This is a genomic window from Thermosinus carboxydivorans Nor1 (assembly GCF_000169155.1).
In the GTDB taxonomy this organism is placed as follows: Bacteria; Bacillota; Negativicutes; order Sporomusales; family Thermosinaceae; genus Thermosinus; species Thermosinus carboxydivorans.
Genome location: NZ_AAWL01000003.1, coordinates 138,872 through 164,011 on the forward strand (window position 1 = coordinate 138,872; position 25,140 = coordinate 164,011).

The 25,140-nt window shown below is 47.1% G+C and carries 24 protein-coding genes and 3 pseudogenes; 13 read left to right on the forward strand and 14 right to left on the reverse strand.

Annotation, left to right across the window (positions count from 1 at the left end):
• Positions 1-143: 143 nt before the first annotated feature.
• The 8 genes and pseudogenes from TCARDRAFT_RS03595 (at position 144) to TCARDRAFT_RS03625 (ending at position 4,426) form a co-directional block, all read left to right on the forward strand.
• The gene (locus tag TCARDRAFT_RS03595; RefSeq protein ID WP_232199084.1) at positions 144-1,148 is read left to right on the forward strand and encodes a DMT family transporter; all 1,005 of its coding nucleotides are present in this window, start codon (positions 144-146) and stop codon (positions 1,146-1,148) included.
• A gap of 173 nt (positions 1,149-1,321) precedes the next feature.
• Positions 1,322-1,636, forward strand: a pseudogene (locus TCARDRAFT_RS03600) (transposase); the annotation flags it as partial.
• 187 nt (positions 1,637-1,823) lie between these two features.
• Complete coding sequence (locus TCARDRAFT_RS03605) at positions 1,824-2,021, forward strand: DUF2281 domain-containing protein (RefSeq protein WP_040683005.1); 198 nt, start codon at positions 1,824-1,826, stop codon at positions 2,019-2,021.
• Positions 2,014-2,346, forward strand: a complete 333-nt coding sequence (locus tag TCARDRAFT_RS03610; protein ID WP_007288731.1) for a type II toxin-antitoxin system PemK/MazF family toxin — start codon at positions 2,014-2,016, stop codon at positions 2,344-2,346. Before TCARDRAFT_RS03605 ends, TCARDRAFT_RS03610 begins: the two co-directional genes overlap by 8 nt.
• A gap of 415 nt (positions 2,347-2,761) precedes the next feature.
• Positions 2,762-3,085 carry an ArsR/SmtB family transcription factor gene (locus tag TCARDRAFT_RS16345; protein ID WP_083795376.1) on the forward strand — a complete coding sequence of 108 codons (324 nt, stop codon included), beginning with the start codon at positions 2,762-2,764 and terminating at the stop codon, positions 3,083-3,085.
• 5 nt (positions 3,086-3,090) lie between these two features.
• Positions 3,091-3,324: a hypothetical protein gene (locus TCARDRAFT_RS03615; RefSeq protein ID WP_156784632.1), complete on the forward strand. Its 234-nt coding sequence runs from the start codon at positions 3,091-3,093 to the stop codon at positions 3,322-3,324.
• 12 nt (positions 3,325-3,336) lie between these two features.
• Entirely contained in the window at positions 3,337-3,660 is a 324-nt protein-coding gene (locus TCARDRAFT_RS03620) for a winged helix-turn-helix domain-containing protein (RefSeq protein ID WP_007288646.1), read from the forward strand.
• A 216-nt stretch (positions 3,661-3,876) separates the two neighbouring features.
• Positions 3,877-4,426, forward strand: a pseudogene (locus tag TCARDRAFT_RS03625) (NADH peroxidase).
• Positions 4,427-4,646: 220 nt separating this feature from the next.
• Here the strand turns inward: TCARDRAFT_RS03625 and TCARDRAFT_RS14510 are convergent.
• A pseudogene (locus TCARDRAFT_RS14510) lies at positions 4,647-5,059 on the reverse strand (M23 family metallopeptidase); the annotation flags it as partial.
• Positions 5,028-5,303 carry a hypothetical protein gene (locus tag TCARDRAFT_RS15700; protein ID WP_007288733.1) on the reverse strand — a complete coding sequence of 92 codons (276 nt, stop codon included), beginning with the start codon at positions 5,301-5,303 and terminating at the stop codon, positions 5,028-5,030. The gene TCARDRAFT_RS15700 and the pseudogene TCARDRAFT_RS14510, both read right to left, overlap by 32 nt.
• A gap of 156 nt (positions 5,304-5,459) precedes the next feature.
• On the opposite strand from TCARDRAFT_RS15700, the gene TCARDRAFT_RS15945 reads away from it, so the two are divergent.
• From TCARDRAFT_RS15945 to TCARDRAFT_RS03640, 3 genes are all read left to right on the forward strand, one after another.
• Complete coding sequence (locus TCARDRAFT_RS15945) at positions 5,460-6,059, forward strand: efflux RND transporter periplasmic adaptor subunit (protein ID WP_232199085.1); 600 nt, start codon at positions 5,460-5,462, stop codon at positions 6,057-6,059.
• Positions 6,060-6,079: 20 nt separating this feature from the next.
• The gene (locus TCARDRAFT_RS15950) at positions 6,080-6,616 is read left to right on the forward strand and encodes an efflux RND transporter periplasmic adaptor subunit (RefSeq protein ID WP_007288735.1); all 537 of its coding nucleotides are present in this window, start codon (positions 6,080-6,082) and stop codon (positions 6,614-6,616) included.
• A 256-nt stretch (positions 6,617-6,872) separates the two neighbouring features.
• A complete protein-coding gene (locus tag TCARDRAFT_RS03640) occupies positions 6,873-7,160 on the forward strand; it encodes an IclR family transcriptional regulator domain-containing protein (RefSeq protein WP_040683007.1) in 288 nt (95 codons plus the stop codon).
• 107 nt (positions 7,161-7,267) lie between these two features.
• On the opposite strand, the gene TCARDRAFT_RS03645 is transcribed toward TCARDRAFT_RS03640, so the two are convergent.
• Positions 7,268-7,804: a pyruvate kinase alpha/beta domain-containing protein gene (locus TCARDRAFT_RS03645; protein ID WP_007288650.1), complete on the reverse strand. Its 537-nt coding sequence runs from the start codon at positions 7,802-7,804 to the stop codon at positions 7,268-7,270.
• Between the two features lie 432 nt (positions 7,805-8,236).
• On the opposite strand from TCARDRAFT_RS03645, the gene TCARDRAFT_RS03650 reads away from it, so the two are divergent.
• Positions 8,237-10,306, forward strand: coding sequence for a TonB-dependent receptor (locus TCARDRAFT_RS03650; RefSeq protein WP_007288651.1), 2,070 nt, complete (start codon positions 8,237-8,239; stop codon positions 10,304-10,306).
• A 72-nt stretch (positions 10,307-10,378) separates the two neighbouring features.
• Here TCARDRAFT_RS03650 and TCARDRAFT_RS03655 read toward each other — a convergent pair whose 3' ends face one another.
• The 8 genes from TCARDRAFT_RS03655 to TCARDRAFT_RS03695 all read right to left on the reverse strand — a co-directional run bounded on the left by TCARDRAFT_RS03655 (position 10,379) and on the right by TCARDRAFT_RS03695 (position 21,485).
• A complete protein-coding gene (locus tag TCARDRAFT_RS03655; protein WP_007288652.1) occupies positions 10,379-11,179 on the reverse strand; it encodes an ABC transporter ATP-binding protein in 801 nt (266 codons plus the stop codon).
• 15 nt (positions 11,180-11,194) lie between these two features.
• Complete coding sequence (locus tag TCARDRAFT_RS03660; protein ID WP_083795378.1) at positions 11,195-11,995, reverse strand: ABC transporter ATP-binding protein; 801 nt, start codon at positions 11,993-11,995, stop codon at positions 11,195-11,197.
• Positions 11,992-12,801 (reverse strand): ABC transporter permease, encoded by an 810-nt coding sequence (locus TCARDRAFT_RS03665; protein WP_071934007.1) that lies wholly within the window; start codon positions 12,799-12,801, stop codon positions 11,992-11,994. The genes TCARDRAFT_RS03660 and TCARDRAFT_RS03665 overlap by 4 nt, the downstream gene beginning before the upstream one ends.
• Positions 12,802-12,809: 8 nt before the next feature.
• Positions 12,810-13,847 carry an ABC transporter permease gene (locus TCARDRAFT_RS03670; protein WP_007288655.1) on the reverse strand — a complete coding sequence of 346 codons (1,038 nt, stop codon included), beginning with the start codon at positions 13,845-13,847 and terminating at the stop codon, positions 12,810-12,812.
• A gap of 13 nt (positions 13,848-13,860) precedes the next feature.
• Complete coding sequence (locus TCARDRAFT_RS03675; RefSeq protein ID WP_007288656.1) at positions 13,861-15,462, reverse strand: ABC transporter substrate-binding protein; 1,602 nt, start codon at positions 15,460-15,462, stop codon at positions 13,861-13,863.
• Positions 15,463-15,465: 3 nt separating this feature from the next.
• Entirely contained in the window at positions 15,466-16,080 is a 615-nt protein-coding gene (locus TCARDRAFT_RS03680) for an FmdE family protein (RefSeq protein ID WP_040683008.1), read from the reverse strand.
• Between the two features lie 508 nt (positions 16,081-16,588).
• Positions 16,589-20,029: a pyruvate carboxylase gene (gene pyc / locus TCARDRAFT_RS03685; RefSeq protein WP_007288658.1), complete on the reverse strand. Its 3,441-nt coding sequence runs from the start codon at positions 20,027-20,029 to the stop codon at positions 16,589-16,591.
• A 310-nt stretch (positions 20,030-20,339) separates the two neighbouring features.
• Positions 20,340-21,485: an iron-containing alcohol dehydrogenase gene (locus TCARDRAFT_RS03695; protein WP_007288659.1), complete on the reverse strand. Its 1,146-nt coding sequence runs from the start codon at positions 21,483-21,485 to the stop codon at positions 20,340-20,342.
• 184 nt (positions 21,486-21,669) lie between these two features.
• Here TCARDRAFT_RS03695 and TCARDRAFT_RS16170 point away from each other — a divergent pair, with 184 nt between their 5' ends.
• On the forward strand, positions 21,670-22,515 hold the full coding sequence (locus TCARDRAFT_RS16170; protein ID WP_007288660.1) for a methyl-accepting chemotaxis protein: 846 nt from the start codon (positions 21,670-21,672) through the stop codon (positions 22,513-22,515).
• Between the two features lie 339 nt (positions 22,516-22,854).
• On the opposite strand, the gene TCARDRAFT_RS03705 is transcribed toward TCARDRAFT_RS16170, so the two are convergent.
• From TCARDRAFT_RS03705 to TCARDRAFT_RS03715, 3 genes are read right to left on the reverse strand one after another with little or no spacing between them, the layout of a single operon-like run.
• Positions 22,855-23,526: a hypothetical protein gene (locus tag TCARDRAFT_RS03705; RefSeq protein WP_007288661.1), complete on the reverse strand. Its 672-nt coding sequence runs from the start codon at positions 23,524-23,526 to the stop codon at positions 22,855-22,857.
• 12 nt (positions 23,527-23,538) lie between these two features.
• Positions 23,539-24,216, reverse strand: a complete 678-nt coding sequence (locus TCARDRAFT_RS03710) for a GNAT family N-acetyltransferase (RefSeq protein ID WP_007288662.1) — start codon at positions 24,214-24,216, stop codon at positions 23,539-23,541.
• 28 nt (positions 24,217-24,244) lie between these two features.
• Positions 24,245-25,099: a carbon-nitrogen hydrolase family protein gene (locus tag TCARDRAFT_RS03715; protein WP_007288663.1), complete on the reverse strand. Its 855-nt coding sequence runs from the start codon at positions 25,097-25,099 to the stop codon at positions 24,245-24,247.
• Positions 25,100-25,140: the final 41 nt, after the last annotated feature.

The following is a 25,140-nucleotide window of genomic DNA, read 5'->3' on the forward strand; positions in this document are numbered from 1 at the left end:
AAGCCTGTGCATAGTATAATTGACTTAATTGCAGATTTTGGGCCATAACTCTATACCGCTAGCAATACCCCTTCTTTCACAATGAATGTCATTGTGGCGGTACTAGCTAAACTTATTGTCGGCAATTTGTGTGCTTTAATAAATTGTCGAACAAGAAACCTAAAATAAAGGAACAGGTACCAGGAATAGGACTATGTGAAGTCGAAAAGAAAACTGCATATTCCTGCAGAACAGGGTTTCAGCAGGCAAAATTAAAAATAATTAAAGGTGTAATTATGAATGGGGCAATAGCGCTTCTATGTTTAATTTGGGGGCTTAATTGGGTGGTAATGAAGCAGGCCAATCAGGTCTTCCCACCTGTGTTATTTACGACGTATCGTTTTATTTTAGGGTCGGGTGTATTGCTTATTGTGACCTATTTTAAGAAAATACCTATTCCGCGGCGTGAGGATTGGAAGTGGGTTATTCTAGGCGGTATTCTGCAAACTGCATTTTTTAACACCGCCGTTCAAGTTGGGATGCAGTTTTTAAGTGCTGGATTTTCTTCGGTTTTATCTTACAGTATGCCCTTTTGGGTGGCAATAATGGCGCATTTTTTACTAGGCGAAAAATTGACCAGGCGGAAAATGACTGGTGTCGCCATGGGCATGGTTGGACTGGTTGCATTATTAAACGTAAGTGGCGGCGGTGCCTGGTGGGCAATTGTTTTGACACTCACAGGTGCCGTTGCGTGGGCATTTTCGAGTATTCTTGTCAAACTAAAATTGCAGCACTGTGATATTTTGCAATATACAACCTGGCAGATGGTGGTAGGGGCTATTGTGCTGTCAATTTATTCAGCTTTATTTGGGCATGGTACTATACAGTGGGGTTGGTATGCGGTAGGTTGTCTGGTGTATAACGGCGTACTTGCCTCGGCGTTGGCTTATTTCCTCTGGACGTATATTTTATCAAACACGGAGGCCGGGAAGGCGTCTATTTCGATGTTGATTATTCCAATTATTGGCGTACTGGCAGGAGTGATTTTTCTTAAAGAAACGCTATACTGGAATACCGTGGTGGGGATGGCGTTAATTCTAGGCGGCATTTGGCTTGTCAATGGCCATACGGCATCTCGTGAGATAGAGTCAATACAACAAGGTGATTAACCAAGATTAATTATTACATGTAGAGAAGGGGATATCGTATGCCAAAGTTACCGTATCATTGGTAACGGCGAAAAATGGCCTCAACCCTGGTGGCATGATTTGATCGTATCTGATCATCACAGCGGGCTAGTCCGTGCTATTCGCCAGCACTTTCAAGGTGTAACCTGGCACCAGCGCCGAAAGCAATGGCTATATTAGAAAAAGGGTTTGATGATGCAATCGCTGTTTTGGCACTGCCGGGAAAATACCGCAAACGGTTGCGTACAGAGAGCGGTATTGAGCGTCTCAATAAAGAAATCCGGCGTCGTGAACGGGTTATTCGTATTTTTCCAAACAGAGCTTCCGCTCTGCGTCTGATTGGCGCTTTGCTGATGGAATTGACGACAAATGGGCAAGCGGTAAAAAAATACTTAGATATGGCCGAATATTGGGATTGGCGTGAACGCCAGGCTCATGCAGCAGACAATAAAATTGTTAAAATCTGTTAAATGCTCTGTTTCTAACTGAGGATGAATTTTACACATAGATTAGGACTTGATCACTTAAAATTATGTTAACTCGACCGAGGATGTATGTCTTCTAAAAAAATCTTACAATGTCTTGACACTATCTGGTACGTGGTCAGCTGGGTTCGGCAAGGAATTTTTGTGATATAATAATTTTGAGGTGGTATGAATGAGTACAGCCAAAAGCATTTTAATAAAATTGATTGACCAAATTCCAGAAAGTCAAATACCAGAAGTTATTGATTTCATTATGTTTTTAAAAAATAAATCGGATAAACAGGTATTTAAAGATTTAGTATGTGCAAGTGAAAGTAGCATAGGTTTCTGGGACAATGATATTGATGATGAGGTATGGAATAATGTATAAACAGGGCGATATCTTGTTAATTCCAATACCTTTCAGTGATTTGACTTCCAATAAAAAACGCCCTGTTCTCGTTTTATCTAATGATGATTATAATAGTAAAACAGAAGATATAGTGGTTGCTGCTATTACTTCGAACCTGACAACAAAGGATTATATTGTAATGCTGTCCAGTAGTGACCTTGACGAGGGAACCTTAAAGGTGGATTCTTGCATAAGAGTGGATAAGATTTATACTTTATCCCAAAATATTGTAATTAGCAAGTTTGGCACCGTGAAAAAATATATTATAGATGCTGTAAAGAAAAGGCTCTACGAGTTAATATAAAATGACCTTGAATAATTTGACAGGATCGCAGTATTATAGCTTCTTGAAAAAGAAGCTTATAATTTTTGGTGGGAGAAGTTTAAATTGAGATTGTGTACTCAAAATTGTTTTTGATAATGGGTGATACGGAGAACCGTATCATTGGTAACGGCGAAAAATGGCCTCAACCCTTGTGTAACGTGGGGTTGAGGCTTTGTTTTTTGTGCGTTCCTGGAGCTTGGGGTAGGGGTCTAGCCTGATTGCCCTGCAATTTTGCAAGTATGTATGAACAACAGTGATTTCTAGTTGATAGAGAACTGCCCGCATTGCCCTCAAAAAAAGATGCAAGGAGTATTGCATAAGACAAGGGGAGAGGTATAAAATATAAGTAATCATTTATATAAGCGTGAATTGATGCAGGAAGGAAGGTGACAATATAGAGAGCCTAGCCCGCTTATTCAAACTACTCGGTGATGCTAACCGACTGAAAATTCTCCTGGCGCTCGAAGAAGAACCGAAGTCAGTTTCACAGCTAATCGAGCAGACGGGATTGTCCCAACCGCTCGTGTCTTTCCACTTGAAGGCATTGCGGGAGGCGGGACTCGTAACTACGAGCAGGAAGGCAACCCTAGTGTTCAATAGCCTTGCGGATAGTGACTTGCCAAGGCTAATACGACAGTTTGAAAAATATAATGGCGGTAGTTCAGAAACGGAAGTGAACTTCCCGTTTCCGTGCCGCCCGCCATGGATGAAAGGATGATGTGTATGTGGTGGGGTCATCCAATGTGGGGCGGATGGGGTATGCCGCTCGGCATGTTCCTATTTTCCGTGTTTTTCTTGGTTTGCCTTGGGTTTATGTTTTACTTCTTCAGCCGAGGAGGCTTTCCGTTCGGCCATGGTCGCGATCAAGTTCACAGCGATGTTACAAATAGAGAACTGCTCGAAGAGGTACGGAAACTACGTCAAGAAGTAGAAGAATTGAAGAAAGAGAAAAAGTAAGGAGGGGCTGAGATGAAGGGAATGTCAGGGATGCCGCCCATGATGGGCATGATGGTGGAAAAAATGGGTGAGGGATTCAACCCTATGGAAATGTGCAAGAACATGATGGAGGCTGTCAAGACTACTGCTCAAATGGCGGGTTACGCTACACCAGAAGTCATGGCTTTGTTTGAGGACTGGGTCAACCAGGTTGAGGGGGAAGTTCTGGAATTGATGCGGCAAAAAGGGCAGGTAAGCCCTGCTGAAATAGCCCAGGAGCTGAAGGTTAGCGAGGACACTGCTCTTTACTTTATCAGCAAATTGATTCGGGACAAGATGGAAGTGCTTTGGAGGTAGGAAGAATGTGGCTGAAGATTTAGTTTGGGTAGGCAAATGCTGAGACAATTCGGACGTTGTCAAGGGTTGCTAACTGTAAATACATAGGTAAATTGCAATAGCCAATGCTACACCGGAAAAATAAACAGTACAGTCATTGAAAAAACGTATTGCTTTTTTTCTATAATTTGGTATAATTATTTCATGATATTAATTATCCATTGAGGAGGTATATTTATGAAGAAGTTTGTGTGTACCATCTGTGGTTATGTTCACGAAGGCAATTCCGCTCCCGATGCTTGTCCGCAATGCAAAGCACCTGCCACCAAATTTGTTGAGCAAGCTACGACAGGTTTAAGCTGGGCTGACGAGCACAGAATTGGCGTAGCCGCGGGTGTAGACGCCGAGATAGTTGAAGGACTGAAGATGAACTTTATCGGTGAATGTACTGAGGTTGGTATGTATCTAGCAATGAGCCGCCAAGCTGACCGGGAAGGTTATCCAGAAGTAGCCGAAGCTTATAAGCGCATCGCCTTCGAAGAAGCTGAACACGCTGCGAAATTTGCCGAGTTGTTGGGCGAAGTAGTACATCCTTCTACTAAGAAGAACCTTGAGCTCCGTGTAGAGGCTGAACGTGGCGCCTGTGAGGGTAAACTAGCAATTGCCAAAAAAAGCAAAACAGCTTGGCTTAGATGCTATTCATGACACTGTACATGAGATGTGCAAAGACGAAGCACGTCATGGGGCAGCTTTTAAGGGCTTATTGGAAAGGTATTTTAGCAAGTAATACTCGAAAGACCTACAAGCCGATTAGTCGGCTAGTAGGTCTTTCTGCTATTTACCTTCCCAACTTTGACACTGGTTTTATGGTTCACATTACATTATAGCAGGTGACCGCAAAAGCTAAAGAGATTATGGCAAAATAGTTCACTACGTTTTTGAGCTTTTCCGGAACTTGACTCATGTCTACATTGGGTTTGTGGACCCTGCCCCCCTAAAATGGCGGTTTACTGTCGAAGTCGGGATAGAACCAGAAATTTAATAGGATCTACAGCGGTGCCGTTGACTCTGACTTCGTAATGAACATGTGGGCCGGTACTTTTCCCAGTGCTGCCGGCGTAAGCAATCACTTGACCTTTTCTTACACTTTGACCAACGCTTACTGCTATTTGTGAATTGTGGCCATAAATAGTCTCAATGCCGTTACCATGATTGATTTGCACTATATTGCCATAACCTCCAGACCATCCGCTCTTTACAACCTCACCATCAGCAGTCGCAACAACTGGTGTACCTATACTGGCAGCGATGTCGAATACCCGGATGAAATTCACTACCGTCCCCCCAAGGCGAATTGCGCCAGCCAAAACCGGGAGGTAACCGCTCCGCTAACCGGCCAAATGGAAGGAGTGGTTGCAAGCGTATTCGTATTTCTTGCCATTTTTTTTATTTTCTTGAGCTTGTCCACTTTCCTTCTGTTGGTTAAGTCTTAGTTCAGTCGTTGCAACAGCATTTGCACTAAGAGCCTGGTGATAATTTGCAAAAATCCCTACTGAAAATAGGATAAGTATAAACATCGGCAAAACAATCCATCGTGCAGTAAGCATTGGCTTCCGACTAATATCTACTTTCTGTTTATTATGCGCTTCGTGCGGAATAGGCATCTAGTATCTCCCCCTTCAAAAGCCAGAGAAGCCTCAATATTCATCAATTATACCTTCCCATTTTCCAACTAATTTCGCACTGTGTCAACACTTGACGCAAAAAGTGAAAAGTGAGAACATAGTAACGGCTAGTCTTGATTATTGGAGACGACAGATATGGGGAAAATGACTCAGCAATATCGTCCGGCGGCGATAATAATAACCGTATTTTTGCTCAGCGTGGCACTAGTGCTGGCTGCCCGTTCCGACCTGTTTCCGTTTACCCTTTGGTTCCAGCACATCCCGCGCACTCCCGTTAATGTTACTGCGGTACCGATAGGTACCATAAATAAGCCAATACGAATAGATCGGCCGGGGTTCATAGAAAACTCGACTTCCATCCCTTTACATACCGAATTTTCCGGTCGCGTTAGTGAAATATATGTAACAGAAGGCCAGGCAGTCAAGGCAGGCCAGCCCCTGCTCAAGCTTCAGGGATCTTCCGGACCGTCCGGTGACAGTGGACCTTCAACAGCAACGGGAGAAAACCAAAAAGCGGGAGTCTCTCAGCAAGTACAAGATAATTATGATAATGCACTAAAAGATGTTAAGCGCTATCAAAAATTATATGAACAAGGGGCTATTCCACGACGACAATTGGAAGATGCCATGGTCCGCCTACAACAAGCACAAGCAAGCTTGAACAACGGCCAGAACGCTATGTCATCTACAAATACAAATGCCATTACAACAACGCTCATGGTTCCGCCACGATAACGGCCCCAATTGATGGCATAGTGACGGGGCTGTCTATAGCTCCAGGGAAAACAGTGCAGGCCGGTCAACAACTGATGGCATTGGGAAGTGGTCAAGAAATAGAGATTGTCGTTCATCTTGACCAAAATGATTTGTATCTGGTCGATTTGGGTACTACAGCTACAGCAGAAGTATCGAACCAAACCATAATGGGCCAGGTTTCCAGTATCTATCCTGAAGTTAAGGATGACAAAATTTCTTCCTTCTTGGCTCATATTAAACTCACGAATAATCAGGATGATTTACTAAAACCTGGCATGCCCGTAAATGTTCGTATAGACACCGGCCAATCAGTAACAGTTCCCGCAGTTCCTACAGCATCAATATTCCAAGACGAGCAAGGGCGGAATTTTATATACGTAGTAGCCAATGGTACAGCTGTCCGCCAGCAGATAAGTATCGGCGAAACCATCGGTGATTTCACAGAAATCACTTCTAATGTGCCTCAGGAAATTATGGTCATAACTAGTAACGTTAATGAAATAAAAAATGGTGATGCCATCGTAGTAATGCAATAAAAAGCTGCTCCGTGTTAGTGTTAAATTACTGTAGGATTTTGCAGGGAAAAAATAGAAGAAGACATCACTATCCCTTGGTGGGTTGAGTAATCAAAATAGATTACCCCCAGATGATGTCTTCATGAAATATTCGCTTTGCCCAATTTGTATAGCGGCAGAACGCAAAAGTTCCTACATTTCACGAGTAAGTTTCCATTCAGGTGCCGCCGTTAGAGGCGGGGTAAGTGAGTGCCATGGCGGTAGGCCGGATCACTGCTTGGAAGAATTGAACAAAGAAACCGGGGAAACGATTCATTTGGGCGTATTAAATGACGATAGCCTGATTTATGTGGCAAAACTTGAAAGCACGCAAGCCGTGCGAATCATATCACGCATCGGAAAGACGGCCCCGCTTTATTGCACAGGCCTGGGCAAAGCCATGTTGGCTATTTTTTCCGATGAAGAGTTGGAGCGCTATTTAGCCAAAACCAGGTTTGAAAAATATACTGCTGTATTGCTGTCTCGCTTTCGACCAACGGAAAACTGTGCGGGGCCATTAGCGTAAGTGCTCGCAAGTACCTTATGGACGATAGCACTTTGCATAGTTACTTGCCATTGATTATGGCCACGCAAAGGAGTATTGAAGAACGGCTGCAGGTAATTTATTAGGTTTTATGGTTTGCAGATAATTTCCGCGATATAGGTATCGAAAATATTGGCCGCATGGGCCGGGCGTATGATCACGGCCGTGTCAGCGCCTTCGCCGGTGCCGCCAATGGCAATAATGTCTTCGCCGTATGGGATAAGTCCGGCGTCTAATGCCATGACGGCGATTTCTACGCATACTTTGACGCCCTGGCCGAACATACGGAGCGTGTGGGCGATGATTTCGACGGGATAAATGCCGCCGAATTTGCGGCTGATGCCGCGCTCCGCGCCAGATAGGACATGTGTGGTCGTTAATAATTTTACGCCTTTTTCGGTGAGCCGTGCCCGCATTTCCGGGGTCATCTCATTGGCTCCAGGTTTTTCAAAGCCGTTGACATGGGTTACACACACCACATTTTCCACTTTTCCGGCAACCATTTCCGCCGTTTTTCCGCTGCAAGAGGCAACCACAATCGAGTTAATTTTGGCTTCTTTAGCTTTTTGTAAGGCTAACGCCACTGTGTTGGCCGTATGAACAGGCCCTGCAGATTTCCAATACATTTTTGTCACCTCGATTAATTTGTTGTTACAACAACTATACTAAGTTAATTATGCCAATAAATTGGCGCCACAGACAATGGGAATCAAAATCATTCCACCATTTTCGCTTACTACTTCGTATAAGATAAAAAACCTGGAAGCTATTGACAAGCTTATTGAAAAAATGGATAATACTAGCAGAACCACCATATGAAATGGTTTTGCAGAACTGGCCTAGGAATAGGCTTGGGGATTGTTTTTGGAGCTGTATTAAGATTAACAATAGCCGCGAAGGTTATCTTCCAAACAAGAATGTTTGGGGATTACTTTCGCGGTGTTTTATTTTGAAAGGAGAGTTGCCGCGAAGTTTATTGCCAGCACGTCTATCGCATTCTGAATTGTAAATTTACTATCCGGTGGATTGCAAAATTAATTATTCCGGGAGGTTGACCGATGTATCCAAAGTTTGTATCAGGGAAACTGTTAACCGCGGCTGTTGCTCTAATGTTCTTAGTCTGTTTGCCGTTTAGCATTGTCAGAGCCAATGAAGCGGAAAACTCGCCAGAATTCAGTCTCGAAACCATCTATGTCACTGGTAAGAGCATTCAGGGAGAAAATGAACCGCAGAAAAAACTATCAATCAACGTGAAAGATAAAATTGACGCCGGTCAAATAAACAGTGTCACCGACCTTCTGCGTGATGTTGCCGGCTTTACGGTGCAATTTAGTCCTCAGTCCGGAACGCAGGTCACAATGCGCGGCGTCAGCGGCGAACGTTTTTTAGTGGCCATTAACGGAAACATCTTAGAAAATCAAGGCGGATTGATGCGCGGCAGAGGTCTGGAATGGGACATGATTCCCATCACGAATGTGCAAAAGATCGAGATCATGCGCGGGGCGAGTTCCGCAATCTACGGAGGTACGTGGGGCGGCCTTGTCAATATCGTAACAATTCAGGAACCGGGAGAAACCAAAACGGAGACCAAGTTTAGCTACGGCAGCTATGACACCAGAAAATTTGCAATCACAACGCAGGGTTCGACTAACGATGGTAAATTCTTCTGGACGATTAACGGCAATAAAGATACATCCGATGGATTTTACAGGAATAACTGGAACGATATCAGGGACCTGAACCTAAACATTTCTTACAAGTTGCAGGATAGCGATAAGCTTACCTTTGCCTGGACAACCATCGAACGCAAGGAAGGCTCTATCGTTGGCAACAATCCTACATCCACCAATGGCTATGATCCAAACTATCCTACCGTTCCCGACGCGCCGACGTTTGGGTTGCCTGGCATAGCCCCTAAACCATGGATTGATGGCAGTTATCGGTACTGGAAAGGCAACAACTATTCGTTAAATTATACGACCGACACTACCAAATTGAGTCTTTACCAAAATGATCAGTTTCGGCAGGAGTGGGTTCGGACAATCCTTATACCGACGTTGACCAAAAGCTGGGAATCGGATCTGGTCAACCGCGGCGTTAACTGGCAGCAGACCCTAAGCCAAAAGGACCACAAAATTACATATGGTTTGCAATATCAAACAATAAATTACGATCTGATCTCATCACAGTCGGCTTTAAACACAGATCAAACCGGAGTCTTCCTGCAAGATGACTGGAAATGGAAAAAGGACGTGATCGTCGGGGTTGGATTGCGCTACGACCAACACAAACTTGATATGCAGGTGTTTAATTCGTCATTGGCGCAAAAACCGCGCAAAGATACGGATTCCAGGCTCAGCCCGAAGGTGAGCATAACGCGGCAATTGAATGATAACGAAGCGATTTTCGCCAGCGCAAGTTCGGTTTTCCGTCCGCCAACGGCATCTGATTACTACCGGTGGAGCGGCAACTATTTCGATTGGTCTGTAGGCAGTAATCCGAGGCTAGCGTCTGCAGCCTTAGGTTTTGCCAGTCAGGCTGAGTGGCAAAAAGCGGTTGGCGTTTTAGGTCCGGAACATGGCATGTCTTATGAACTCGGCTGGAAGAAGGCTGATGGTAAACTCGGCTGGCGCGTCACGGGTTTCTACAACGATATCGATAACTATATCACTACATTTATGCCTTCGTATATCAAAGGATATCCCCCCACCTACAATATAGGGAATGCAAAGATAAAAGGCTTTGAAACCTCGGCGGATTACACATTCGATAAGCGATTGACCTCGGTGCTGGCGTTTACCCACCAAACCGGCAGCAAGAGTGGCGATCCGCTTGATCCTAGTTCAACGCTCAATAATATCCCGCGCAACACCGTCAATTTTGGGCTGCGCTATCAGGTCAATAAAGAATTCCGCACCGCTTTGGATACCAGATATACCGGAAGGAGGTCGGTTAGCGGCGCAACCCTTGGTGGCTATGTGACCACCGATGTCTCTTTCTTACTTAACCACAAAGACGCGGCATACACTTTCGCTATCTGCAACATCTTTAATAAACAGTATCAAGAATACGTTGGCTACCCCATGCCAGGGACGACCTATCATTTTTCGTGGCAGACCAAGTTCTAGTCGCTATGGTTGATGGTGATTGACAGCGGAAGAAGCATAAAAAATCCCGGTGCGAGTTCGTACCGGGATTTTTTAGTTTACGGACGGTTTTGTTTGAGCAGAGTGAAGGGATAAAAGTTGGCAGTTTTGACGGGCAGCATGCACTAAGCGCTTTGTATACTGATGCTGAGGGGAATGGACGATATTGGCAGTAATATCGTCTTCCACGATCCTTCCTTCATGCAAAACCATAATGCGGCTGCACGCATAAGCGGCAACAGCCAGATTATGGGTGATGAGAAGGATGGATAGATGGTGCTGTTGATTCAGCTCTACTAGCAGATTTAAAATATCATTTTGTACCGCTACATCCAGCATGGAAGTGGGTTCGTCGGCTATGAGCAGACGCGGTTTGGCGATGAGGGCTCGGGCGATGGCTACCCGCTGCCGCTGGCCGCCGCTCAACTGGTGAGGATAACGGTCGAGAAAACTCTTGTCGCCAGGCAGTTTGACTTGTTCGATAACGGCCCGCACAGCCTGCTCCTGCAAATTTTTCTTGGGGATGGTTTTTTGGATGACTAATGGTTCTTGAATTATTTCGCGTATGGTCATACCACGATATAATGAAGCATACGGGTTTTGAAAAATCATTTGGGCCTTATGTGGTATGTTGCCCGATGTGTCGAGCCAATCGATTGAACCGCTGTCCGGCAATTCCAGGCCGGCGATAAGTCTTGCCAGAGTTGTTTTGCCGCTGCCGCTCTCGCCGATTAAGCCCACCACTTCGCCCGCGCTGATTGTGAAAGAAATCTGGTCTAAGACTACATGCGCCGGTTGGTGGTGCCGCGGAAAACTTTTTATTATACTCTTTACCGAAAGTATAGGATTAGACAAATTGATACTCCCTCTCTAAACAGCCAAAAGGCTGGCGCAAAGGTATTGGGTATCGGCAATGATTTTTTGGGTGTAGGGATGGGTGGGGAACCGCAAAATAGCTTCTGTTGGTCCGGTTTCAACCAGTTTTCCTTGGTAAAGAACATAGATTCTGCGGCACAATCTGGCAATGACAGTCAAGTCATGGGAAATAATGATTATCGCCATTTTGCGCGTTTGGCTTAAGTTATCTAACAGTTGAAGTACATCGTTTTGATGGGCAGCATCGAGAGAATTGGTGCATTCGTCGGCGATGATGCAGGCCGGTTCAGTGACACAAGCTGTAGCGATAGCTACTCTTTGGCGCATGCCACCGCTCAACTGATGGGGGTAGGAAGACAGGACTGTTTCCGTTAGCCCTACTTCGTGTAAAGCCGCTGCGGCCCTGCGGACGGCCTCGCTGCGGGCAATACCCAGTTGGTTTTCGATGTGTTCGGCCATCTGGTGGCCGATGGTCAGCACTGGATTCCAGGCGTTTTGCGAAGCCTGAGGAATGAGCGCGATTTCCTTGCCCCGGATGCTTTGCCAGTCATGCGGGGACAGTTTGAAAAGATTTCGTCCGCGGAAAAAGACAGATCCTGACTCTATAACAGCGCGGTCGCCCAACAGATTGAGAAGGGCCAGCGCCAGCGTAGTCTTGCCGGCGCCGGACTGACCGATAATGCCTACAGCTTCCCCGGCATTAACCTGACAGGAGAAGTCGTGTAAAGCCAAAGTGGCTTCATTTTTGTTGCGATAACATACCGTAAGATTTTCAACGCGCAGAAGAGGCATCATTTCACCTCGTTGAGGGATGGATTATACTTTTCCTCCAAGGCATATCCTACCATAGTCAACGCTAAGATGAGGAGCGTAATGCAAAGCCCGGGTGGCAATACCAGCCATTGCCAGGCAGAAGTAAAATAAATAGCCTGATAATCCAACGCATGTTTTAGCATCATGCCCCAACTTTTGGCAGTAGGGTCACCCAAGCCGAGAAAAGCTAAACCCGATTCGGCCAATACCGCCCAGCTTGAGCGGACGACCACCTGTGTCAATAAGAGCGGTATAAGATCGGGCAAGATGTACCGGCGGATCAAATAACTGTTGGAAGCTCCGGCAAGGCGGGCGGCATCCAGATATTCCCGCCGCTTTAGCATCAATACTTGTGCGCGGATCAGCCTTGCTTCTACCGGCCAGGAAAAAAAGATGAGGACGGCAATAGTTGTTGACAGTTGAGGTTTGAAGTGGGCAGCCAATAGCAACATAAAGGGCAGGTGAGGGATAGTCAGAAAAATATCAATAAAGCGCGTTAAGAATCGGTCGGCAAACCGCCCGTACATGCCTGCCGCCAAGCCTATGCCGGCACCCAGCAAGGTGCTGCCGAACGCCGCGCTTATTCCTACCAGAAGGGATACTCGGCTACCGTAGATCAGTTGGCTGAGAATGTCTTGGCCGGTGCCATCGGTTCCGAGCCAATGGCGAAAACTGGGTTTCTCCAAGGGGGAACCGCTGTAATCCAGGGGCGAATAGGGCGCAAGCACGGGGGCTAACACGGCAGTAAGCAGAAATAAAGCGAGAAGGATGCCGCCAGCAGTACCCATTTTCGACACTATTGCACCTCCACCCGCGGGTCAAGATAAGCATATAAAACATCGACGAGCAAGTTGAGCAATAAAACAGTTAGGCTGATAACCAAAAATCCTCCTTGCAGGACCTGAAAGTCGCGGGCTGTTAGTGCTTCAAACATGAATTTGCCCATACCGGGATAACCGAAAACCGTCTCGACATAGATCATCCCGCCGGCTGCCAGGCCTAGCCGCAGGCCGATGTGGGTTATGACAGGGAGCAGAGCGTTAGGCAGCGCATGTCCGAACATGAGCTGCCTAACGCTCAAGCCGCGGGCACGCCCGAAAGTAATATAATCTTCGCGTAGCGTATCAAGTACTGCGCTCCTTGTCAGCAAAAATTTACCGGGCAGTTCGGTCAAGGTGAGCGTTGTTACCGGAAGAATCAGATGCCAGACAATATCTTTGAGTCGGGTTACCACGGAGGCATCGGCAGCCTCTACGCTGAAAGCGCCGAATATAGGGAACCATTGCATCTTGACGCCGAAAAGCAGGAGCAGGATACTGCCGAGAAAAAAAGGCGGAATGGTTCGTATGGTTAAGAGCAGCGCCAGTAACCCATGATCCCACCGTGTTCCGCGCCGCCAAGCGGCGAAAACACCGCCCGCGATGCCGATGATCGAGGCCAGGAGGATGCCAGGGAACATAAGCAGCAGGCTCCACGGTAGACGTTCAGCCAGCAGCTCACCTACCGGAGCCTTAAAATAATAGGCATAGCCCAGATTGCCATGCAACAGATTATCAAGGTAGATAATGAACTGCTCCCATAGCGGTTTGTCAAGGCCGTAATACTGGCGAAGAGCGGCTTCGCTCGCGGCATCAAGATTTATAGCCATTTCAGAACCGACTCCCGTGCCGCTGAGCTGGGCGAAAGGATCGCCCGGCAGCAGTCTAGGCAGAAAAAAATTAATTACGAGAATGAAACCTATGGTAAGCAGATAATCCAGCAACCGGCGCTTCAGGAAATGCAGTTTGTTTTTCGCAAGCCGCCGTTTTGACTCTTTGTCCACTACACAACTCATAAATCTTCAACCTCTACCGTGGCTCGATAAAGACTAGTTTATTAAACTCGGTCGGGATGCCGATGGCGATGCCGCCAGGTGTGTAAAACCAACCGTCCAGCTTGTCGGGGCGGTAAGCAAAGTACATTTTGCGATAATACAGCGGTATGGTGGGTAGATCGTTGGCCAGTATTTCCTGCATCTTAAACACGGCTTGCCGGCGTTCGTTTTTATCAATCATGGCGGTTTGTTGCCGGGCCAGCCGGATATATTCGGGATTGTTATAAAGGGTCGGATTGTCTTTTACAGCCGTCAGGGGTTTAATTAACTGGTTTAGAAAAACAGGGTCGCCGCCGATTCCGCCGTGGCCATTGAGCGCCATTTGGTATTGTCCGCTGTCGATCAGCTGATCATGCGCGCCTTTTTCCATCGCTTTGATTCGGACATCTATTCCGACAGCGGCCAGCATGTTTTTCACAATCTCCCCATCCTGTCCCTGCTGGAAAGTTAAGAGTTCAAAACTAAGGCGCTTTCCGTCAGGTGCCCTGCGTATTCCGTCCGGGCCTATCTGTGTGTAGCCCAGACCGGTCAGCAAGTTTCTGGCTTTTTCAGGGTCGTAGGGATAAGTTGCGACCCGGGGATTATACCATTCGCCTAGCTCAGGCGAAAGATAACCGGGATTGCCGGGAGTCGCCCCGCCATGAGTGGCCCGCGACACAATTTCAGGCAGATTCAAAGCATAGGCTACAGCTTGGCGAAATTCAAGTTGGTCAAAAGGGTGTTGGGCAAGGTTGAACATAAGACGGAAAATCCAAAACCCACTGCCTTCAATGATTTTGACGTTTTTTCCGCCTTTCAGCACTGCCACTTGGTCGGCATCAGGGTTGAACGCATCTACCTCGCCGTTTTGAAAGGCAAGCAAGGGCTGGCCCGGCCAAGTAAAGACAAGTCGCCCGATTTTTACTCTGCCTTTAAAATATTGAGGATTGGCTTCGTATATGTACAGAGAAGCTGCCTTATCGTATTTGACCAGTTTGAATGGACCGCTGCCAATAACGGCGGTCGGATCGGTGAACTTCATCGGGTCGCTGACGGTTTGCCAAATATGCTTCGGTATGATTGGGATGGTGGCGGCAATGTTAGTCAAAAATGGAGCGTAAGGCGTTTTGAGAGTAAGTCTGACTTGTTGGGCATTAATTGCTTCGATGCTTTCGATGATGTTTATTTCTCTGCTATACCAGGGATGAGGGTGACTGCGAATATATTCAAAAGTAAATTTAACATCTTCGGCGGTAAGCGGCTGGCCGTCATGCCATTTCACACCGGGATGAAGATAAAAAACCCATTCCCGCCCGTCTTTCGATACTTCGTATCGTTCGCTTAGCCAAGGGATGACCCCCTTTTGATCCTTCCACACCAACGTATCGAACAAGAGTGACATCCGGATATACCCGGGCCCGCGCGGGTAGAAAGTATAAGGCGACGGATAGCCGTAATCCTCTGCGGCGATTTTTAGCGTTACTGGTTGCTTCTCGGTTGCTACCAGTCCGGGTGAACTAGACACATGGTATAACAGCAGGCTAATGCCTGTGACTAAAATCGCCGCTAAAGCCAAGAACAACTTGCGGCGCCTCAAGCTTTACCACCCCCGCGAATACTCTTCATTGCAGGGCAGACAGGCGATTTTTCCGTCTTTTATTCTGGCGCGGGGTTCCATCACCGGCTCGCCGCAGTAATCGCAAGTTACCGATCTGAATATTTTGGCAGGTTGCGGTAACGGCATTTCTACAAATTCCACTTTGAACAGTGTGTCGGTATCTGTTGTCAGTAGTTGCTTAATTTTTGCCTGCTGCATCTTCTGGAATTCCTTACGCTCTTCTTCTGTAGCCTGACCCGAAAAAACAGCGGAACGCAATTTTTCCTGGGCGGGTGACTGGGGAAAGACATTTGCTCTCATTGCAACACGTACCGCTTTATTCTGTTTGCGGCTGACTATGGTATAGACTTGTTTGCCATAGTCCTTGTAGATAAGATTGCCTTTTCCCATGGTACAGCCAAGCAGTGACTGCACAGCATCGATACCGCAGGCGTCGGTTTCGACAATGGCGACTAACTCTTCATCTTCGGCACGCTCTACCTGTAATTTTTCCATGGCCGCCTTAGCTGCCCGGTAGCCGATGGCCAGGCCGGGACAAAAATGTCCGTGAAAATCGATAGCCTTCTGTAAATCCTTTGGATAGTCTTGTTTCATCATAGTACCTCCCAATATATTTTCTTGTGCCAACGATGGTGGCAAAATTCTGGAAATGGTCACAGGGACTTTCCATTCTAAAACTTTTTCTTCTAAAAAAAAAGAAACGCCAAAGGAATTAATCTCCTTCGGGTTTCATACCCGTAATTGTGCTAAGTATGACTTTTTTGAAGCTGCTTCGCGACTACTAAGGCGGCGGGAAACTTCACGCTTCCCATTTTCTAATAACACTATAGCTTTCATGGATTTTTTTGTCAATACAACCGTGCTATGGATTAAGTCCTAATTTATGTTTCTAAATTGCAATAGCAAATGCAACACCCAGAGAAATTGACGGTATGAAATCTCCGTCCAAAACACTTTAGGAAACAGAGCGCCAAACCGGTCTTCAATTCAATAACACAGCTACTGGTTTTGCTGGCAAGGGGGACAATAACCTCCGCCCGGGTTTTGCGTTCGGTCAATGTTAAAAAAATCAAGATTTTGACAATTGCATGACAACATGCTATTTTTAGTGTTTCACCAGTTCCATTAGTAAGTCGTCCAGCTCTATGAGATCCTTTTCTTTTACATATACTTCCTTGACATAACCGTTAAAAGGAGCTTGAATCGTCGTTTCCATTTTCATGGCTTCTGTTACCAACAGAGGATCCCCTTTCTTAACTTTTGAGCCCTTTTCTACCAATATTTTCAGCACAGTACCGGGCATAATGGCCCCGATTTGCCGAGGATCGTCTTTGTCGGCTTTTGCTTTGGCCAATACGATGGTCTTTAGACTATAATCCCTGATTAGCGTCTCCCGCGGCAACCCGTTCAGTTCGAATTTGACGGTTCTTGTACCATCCGGATTGGGATCCCCGACAGAAATCAGTTTGATAATTAACGTCTTTCCTTTCTCTATTTCCACTTTGATCTCCTCGCCCGGACGCAAACCGTAAAAGAAAGCAGGAGTATCCAGTACCGAAACGTCGCCAAATTTCCGGATAAACTCAACCCATTCCAAGAAAACTTTCGGATACAAAGCGTAGGACAGTACGTCACGGTCTGTAACCGGCCGCGGCAACTTTTCCTTCAGCGTGCTCCGGATTTCCTCGAAGTTGAGGGGTTCCAGCAATTCGCCCGGTCGCTGGGTAATCGGTTTTTGCCCTTTTAGAATGATACGCTGCAATTCCTTGGGAAACCCGCAATAAGGCTGGCCAAGCTGTCCCCGGAAAAACTCCACGACAGAATTAGGGAAATCAAGATACTCGCCCCGCTCGTAAATGTCGTCTTCCGTCAAATTATTTTTGACCATGTATAAGGCCATATCCCCTACAACCTTGGAGGAAGGCGTCACTTTTACTATGTCGCCAAACATTTCGTTAACTTTGGCGTACATGACCTGAATTTCGTCCCATCTATTTTCCAACCCTAAAGCTTTGGCTTGTTGCTTTAGATTGCTGTATTGGCCGCCGGGCATTTCGTGCAGATACACCTCCGGATTCGGGAAGGCAATCCCCGCTTCAAAATCCCGGTAGTAGCCCCGGACATCTTCCCAGTAGCGGGATAATTCGGTAAGAGCTTGGATGTCAATGCGGGGCTGGCGTTTGTGGCCTGCCAGGGCATAGTACAGTGTATTACCGCTAGGCTGCGAAGTCATTCCCGCCAACGCCGAAAGCGCCACATCAACGATATCCACCCCCGCATCAATCGCCCGGGCATAGGTATAAATGCCATTGCCACTGCAATCATGGGTATGAAGATGCACCGGGATATCAACCGCTTCCTTAAGAGCCGATACCAACCGGTAAGCGGCTTCCGGTTTCAGAACACCCGACATATCTTTTATTCCCAAGATATGCGCTCCAGCTTTCTCCAGCTCTTTGGCCATCGTTACGTAGTACTGCAAATCGTATTTGCTGCGGTTTTTATCCAGAATGTCCCCGGTATAACATATAGCCGCTTCCGCTACTTTATTGGCATTGCGCACGGCTTCAATCGCCACTTTCATTCCTTCCACCCAGTTCAGGCTGTCAAAAATACGGAATACATCTATCCCCGCTTCAGCCGATTTTGCCACAAAAACCTTGATGACGTTATCGGGATAATTGGCATAACCCACGGCATTAGAACCGCGCAGTAACATCTGGAACAGAATGTTGGGCATCTCCTGGCGCAGCAATGCGAGTCGCTCCCACGGGTCTTCCTTCAAAAAACGGAAAGCGACATCAAAAGTGGCTCCTCCCCACATTTCCAATGAAAAAAGGTTAGGCAGCATTTTTGCTGTGGCGCTTATTACTTTCAGCATATCATACGTCCGAAGCCTAGTGGCCAGCAATGACTGGTGCGCGTCCCGCAATGTGGTATCGGTCAACAGTACTTCCTGTTGCTCCTTGATCCATTTTACCAGCCCTTCCGGTCTCCGTTTATCGAGAATTTGTTTAGTCCCGGGCAGGGGATCGCCTGCGGGCGCCTTGGGAACCCGTACCGGGCCAAAAGTCGGTTTTTCCCGCTTGGGCAAACCTTCAAAACCATTCACGATAATATTGCCAAGGTAATTAAGCAGTTTCGTGCTGCGGTCCCTTCTTTCCGGAAGCACAAACAATTCGGGTGTAGAATCAATAAATATGGTGTCACAGGTTCCGCTCAGAAATTTTTCATGTTTTACCACATTGTCAAGAAATGCGATATTGGTTTTGATGCCGCGGATGCGGAATTCTCCCAAGGCGCGCCGCATCCTGTTAATCGCACTTTTATGAGTCAACCCCCAGGTGGAAACCTTGACCAGCAGAGAATCATAATGCGGCGTGATTACAGACCCGGCATAAGCATTGCCGGCATCAAGCCGCACGCCGAAGCCGCCGCCGCTACGGTAGACGGTAATCTTCCCGGTATCCGGCATGAAATTATTGGCAGGATCTTCTGTCGTCACTCGGCATTGAATGGCGTGTCCGTGACAGCTGATATTCTCCTGTTTTGGTATACCAACTTCCTCGCTATGTAAGCTATACCCGTCGGCAATTAAAATCTGAGCTTGAACAATATCAATTCCGGTGATCATCTCGGTTATGGTATGTTCCACCTGGATACGAGGATTGACTTCAATAAAGTAAAATTTTTCATCAGGCGTCACGAGAAATTCTACAGTTCCTGCACTGAGGTAATTTACGTGTTTCATCAGCTTTACTGCTGCATCGCAGACTGCTTGACGCAAAGAATCCGAAAAAGCTATGCTGGGAGCAATCTCCACCATTTTCTGGTGGCGCCGCTGCACCGAGCAGTCGCGTTCATATAAATGAACAATGTTGCCTTCGGCGTCTCCTAGTATCTGGACTTCTATATGCTTGGTATTCTCCAGCAATTTTTCAACATAAATTTCATCGTTGCCAAAAGACGTCTTCGCCTCCGATTTAGCCCGATGATAAGCCTCACTTAAGGACTCAGGCCCGCGTACAATCCTCATGCCGCGGCCGCCGCCACCTGCGGACGCTTTAATAATAATAGGGAAACCATGTTTCATGGCAAAAGCTTTAACCTCGTCGATGCTCTGCACCGGTCCGTCCGTACCGGGAATGATCGGAAGTCCCGCGGTTATCGCCTGGTTGCGGGCTTTGATCTTATCGCCAAACATATTAAGATGCTCAAGCCGCGGCCCAATAAAAATAAGCCCCTCCTCCGCGCAACGCTTGGCCAGATCCATATTTTCCGCTAAAAATCCGTATCCAGGGTGGATTGCATCCACATTATTTTTTTTGGCGACATTGATAATTGAATCTATATCCAGATAAGCTTCGACCGGACTTTTGCCTTCCCCGATGAGATAAGCCTCGTCAGCCTTATAGCGGTGTAGTGACAGATTATCCTCCTTGGAATAAACCGCTACCGTTCGTATGCCCAACTCATGACAGGCGCGAAAAACCCGTATAGCAATTTCGCCGCGATTAGCCACAAGAACAGTACCAATCTTGTTCACGCTTTCGATTCCCTCCTAAATTTTCCACAAATATACAGTTATGATGTGATGTTATTAATTAAGCAAAAAAAAGTAAATAGGTTTGCGAAAAGTATACCTGCATACACTTATAATTGGTGGAAAATAGAAGAAGACATCACTGTCATTCATGACGCCGCCAAAGCGATTAATCCTGATGTTTTGGTCATGTGTCTTTTTAATTGTTTTCCCTTGAATGAACATGGTCAGCGGAACTTGCAAAAAAAAAATCGGCCTGAAGCCTAGTAATGGGATTCAGGCCGATTTTTGCTGTGCTATTAAGACTGCTACTTTAAACGGTGACAGGCGTACCGCTGTAAATGCATTTAAGCAAAGCTGCCATGTCACTTTTTGTTACAGGTATGGGGTTGACGCGGGTCGAACCTTTCAGGGAGTTTTCGACAAGTTGGTCGAAAGCCGTGGTAAACTCTTGCTCAGTTATCCCCGTTTCCCGCAGCGACTTGGGAATATTAAGAAAGTCGTTTAATTTTTCAACGGCACTGATAAAGTCGTCACACCCGACTTCGCGGGCCAGCCTGGCCAGGCGGCGCACAACCATCGCGTCCTGAGAATTATACTTGAGCGCATATGGCAGGACAACGGCGTTAATCAGGCCGTGGCCGAGATCAAACTGGCCGCCGACCGCATGGGCGATGCCGTGCACCACGCCGAGGCCGACATTGGCAAAGGCCAGCCCCGCCATACATTGATAGTGATGCACTTTTTCCCTGCTCTCCGGCGTCTTGTCACGATAGGAAACCGGCAAATACTCCAAGAGGCCGGCCACTGCCCCTCTGGCCAAAGCCTCACTAAAGTCGTCAAGGCTTTTGTTAATATAGCACTCCACGGCATGCGTGACGGCGTCCATGCCCGTCTCGGCCACAATATGGGGCGGCATGCTCATGGTGATGTCCGCATCAAGAATGGCCAAATCAGGCACAAACGCATCGGTCTTTAAACCGATTTTAAGGTTTTGGTCCCGGAAGGTAATGACCGCCGCCCTGGTCACCTCGCTGCCTGTCCCCGATGTTGACGGTATGGCGATAAACTGCACACCGCGCCTTTGCTGCGGCAGTTCGTCTGTTAACATATTGTCAAATGTAAGGTCCGGATAGTCGTACATCAGGGCCATGACTTTGGCAGCGTCAATCGGCGAGCCCCCGCCAACGGCAATCACCACATCTGGCGCTAGCTCGCGCATTTTTTCAAGGCCGCCTAAGACGGCGCCGGTATCAGGATTTTTGCCGATACCGGAATATACGTATGTTTCAATTTTTTTGTCTTGTAGCACTTGTTCGATTTTGGCAATTGTCCCGTTGGCGAACATGGAATTGCCGCCGGTAACGATAAACGCTCTGGCCCCATTTATCTCCCTTAGGCTGTCTAACGAGCCGCGGCCGGCGATGACCGCTTGTCCGCCCAGGATAATTCGTTTCATGCACCATCACCTCGATTGACCTTTTAGGTATATTATACCATCGCTTACCGTTTGCATTATCTTTCTTTGCGCCGGCTGCGGCAAGACGGTAAATGTCAGTGGTTATTGCAGGGTTTTGCTTAGTTTTCTAGAAAACTTAATATTGTTTAACTGTTTTGTATTTTGGATATAAGGAGATGGCGCTATGCAGGAGAATGATGAAGCATTATTAGAAAAGTTTCGCTTTGTTCTCGAATATTTCAATGACCTTTCCACTGGCGACTGCGGAGTTAGCCTCACCGACCGGGAAAAATACTTGTATTATAAGCCCGGCAAAAAACTGGACCTTAAGGTGCAAGTCGGTTCACCGCTAAAGCCAGGCAGCGCCGTGTACCGGGCGATTCACGAAAAGAGGCGGGTAGTCATCCGCGGCGACAAATCACTCTTTGGTCAGCCCTATATTGCGGTAGCCATCCCTATCGTTAATTCAAGCGGCGAAGTCATTGGCGCAGCCTGCACGCAGGAAACGGTTGACCGCCAGGATACCCTGAAAGAAATGGCCGGCAAGTTGACTGAAAGTATTGCCGTCCTGGCCAGTACGTCTGAAGAAATTACCGCCCAAGCCGAGGAGATTACGGCAATTACGCAGGAATTGGCAAAACTTGCCCGCGAATCGGAAAAACGCATGCGCGAGACTGACCAAGTGCTGGGGTTTATTAGATCGGTGGCTGACCAGACCAATCTTTTGGGACTAAACGCCGCCATTGAAGCAGCCCGCGTGGGTGACGCGGGCCGCGGGTTCGGTGTTGTTGCCGAAGAAATCCGCAAACTGGCAGCCTCAAGCGCCGAGTCCATTCAGAAAATTGAGAAAATCATCAAGGCTATCCAGTCTGACAGCAGTCGCACTTATAACGAGATGGACAATATCCATAATATGGTGTCCCAAATTACGGCGGCAATAACCCATGTTACCGGCTCTATCCAGCAGACAAACACGCTGGCGCTGGAGCTTGACCGGCTGGCGGAGAGTCTCAGTCAGGATCAGGCTTAACAAGACAATGCCCATGCTGGGCGCACCATAAAGCTCCCGGTCTTGCGGCGGGCAAGAACCGGGAGCTTTTTTATATACTAGGCCTATGACGCAACAGACGCCCGGTCCGCGGCGACCGGCCAGCGGCGCCCGCCACGCGCTGGCTACCGCAGCTACATGCAAGCGACCGGCCAGATCTTTCCCGCCAGCCTTCTCCTATCACCCGGCTACAAAAAATGCACTTCTTAAAAAGTGCGTTTCCCAACAGCCTGGCAGCCATCGTCTTCACAAGGCGGTGGCTGGTTTTGTAATAAATCTGAAGGTGTGGGCAGCTTTTTGCGTTTGAAAGATTTGGTAATTTTATAACGGTAACAAGGCCAAGACGTCCTGTTTTTCTATTTTTGATATCATGTCATACCAAGCTTGGGGTTTGTTCGGCAGTACAGCATAGTAACGTTTCAGAAACTTTGCCACCAGTTCGGCTGAAATACTTACAGTTGCTTCGTCATAAGGCAGAAAACATAAATCTAATCCCGTTACGGCCTCGCCGTCATTTTTCCACGATGGGTGAACATAATCAATATTGATGCGTTTGTAGCCAAGGTGGGAAAGAACTTCACGGCGCACGAACGGATCCATGGGTTTGATACCGCCAAATTCAAATTTTTCGACTCTGTACGGATCGTAAACTTCAGCAAATACGCCAAATAATTTGTTATTGCTTGCTTTAGCCAACGCAAACAAATCTTCTTGCCGCTTTTGCGCCAAGAAGCGGCCAATACCTAAGCCTGCCTGTCCGATGATGGTAAAATCGGTCATTGCCACATTAAAATCAGGGTAATAACGGTACTCGGTTGCACCTACAACTTTTCCCTCATGTACGGCTACGTAAACCCGAATACCAGGGTCGGCAAGGGGTTCTTTCCACAAATCGAATGCCAATACTTCCTCCTTAGGAAAAATCTGTTGCATCAGCCGGTGCATTTGAACAAACAAGGGGTCAGTAATATCCGTTATTCTAATATATTCCACTATTTTAGCCTCCTATTTGCTGCTTTGAAAAAAAGGGTTCTTCCATTCCATCAAAGCTGCATAATTGCATGATTCGCGATCTTCCAGATAGTTGGCTACCACTTTTACCGGAGTACGGCCGCAGCGCAGCAGGAAAGTAATAACCGGATCGTAAAGTTCACCTTTAACTACCGCCGCCAGGTATTGGTCAGCAGTCATCTCGCCGGCCTTCTTGTAATATCCTGGCATCCTGCCGCCACCTAACAGTCGTCGCAACCCTTTATGGACTACCACTTCATACATCGACTGCATGAGCGCTTTGCCTAGTCCAAGCTTTCGATATGTCGGGCGGACGCAGATGTCAACAATATACAGTGTGTCCCCAGCCGGATCATGATTACGAATGTAGCCACTGTCAGTAATTTCTTCCCAGGTATGATCCAGATGATCAGTATCGAGTTTGACCACCAGACTGGTAATTGATCCCACAAGCTCGCCGTCGATTTCTGCACACATGGCCCCTTCCGGAAACAAGGTAACATGGTTATATAGCTGCTTTTCATTCCACCATAGCTCAGACGGAAACGGTGGAGGGAAGCTCTCTTGCTGAATACGGATGAGGGCAGCAAAATCTTCTACCCGGTAATTGCGAATAATTGTTTTGATTGGGCGATTATTATCAAACGCATAAAATTCTTTGCGGTACATCATAGTTCCCCCTTGCTCTGGTTTTACGGCTTCACCAGTCAGGATAGAGATCTGTTCGCCTATCGCGCCACGTCGTGACAGAACCGCGCTCTCTAACCCGGTATAGCAATTCCAAGTCAAGGTCAGCTGTAATAATCATATCGTGGTTTATTTCCCCTTCCGCCAATAGACCTCCTGGCGGGAAAGGAATATCGTTAGGGGTGATAACAGCCGCCTGACCAAAATTGGCCCGCATAAAATCCACCGTGGGCAGAGAACCAACCGTTCCGGTGGTTACAACATACACCTGGTTTTCAATCGCCCGGGCATGGCTGGTGTACCGTACACGGTAGAACCCATGACGATCATCAGTGCAAGAAGGACAGAAAATAACGTCAGCCCCTTTGGCTCTAACCATACGGACAATTTCCGGAAACTCAATGTCGTAACAAGTCAGAATGGCAATAGTCCCTTTTTCAGTTTCAAATACATTGATGTCATGGCCGGCAGCCATATTCCATTCTTTTACTTCCGTTGGCGTAATGTGAAGCTTAGGCTGTCGGACTATCTTGCCATTGGGGTAGAACAGATGGGCCACATTATATAAACGCTCATCTTCCCGAATAACATGGGTTCCACCGATTATATGCATTCCGGTTTGCTGCGCCAGTGAGGTGAATAATAAACAATACTGCTCGGTAAAATCAGGCAAATTATGGATGCTGAGCGCATTCCCGTGGCTGTCGCCAATTGACAGCAACTGCGTCGTAACAAACTCGGGGAATAGGACAAAATCAGCTTCAAATTCGGCAGCAGTCTTGACATAATGCTCCACCTGCTGCGCAAACTCAGCAAAAGATTTAATGGTATGAAGATGATACTGCACCGCTGATACTCTTAATCTCACTGTAACCCCTCCTTTATATCAGCCCAAAATATGAAAACCAT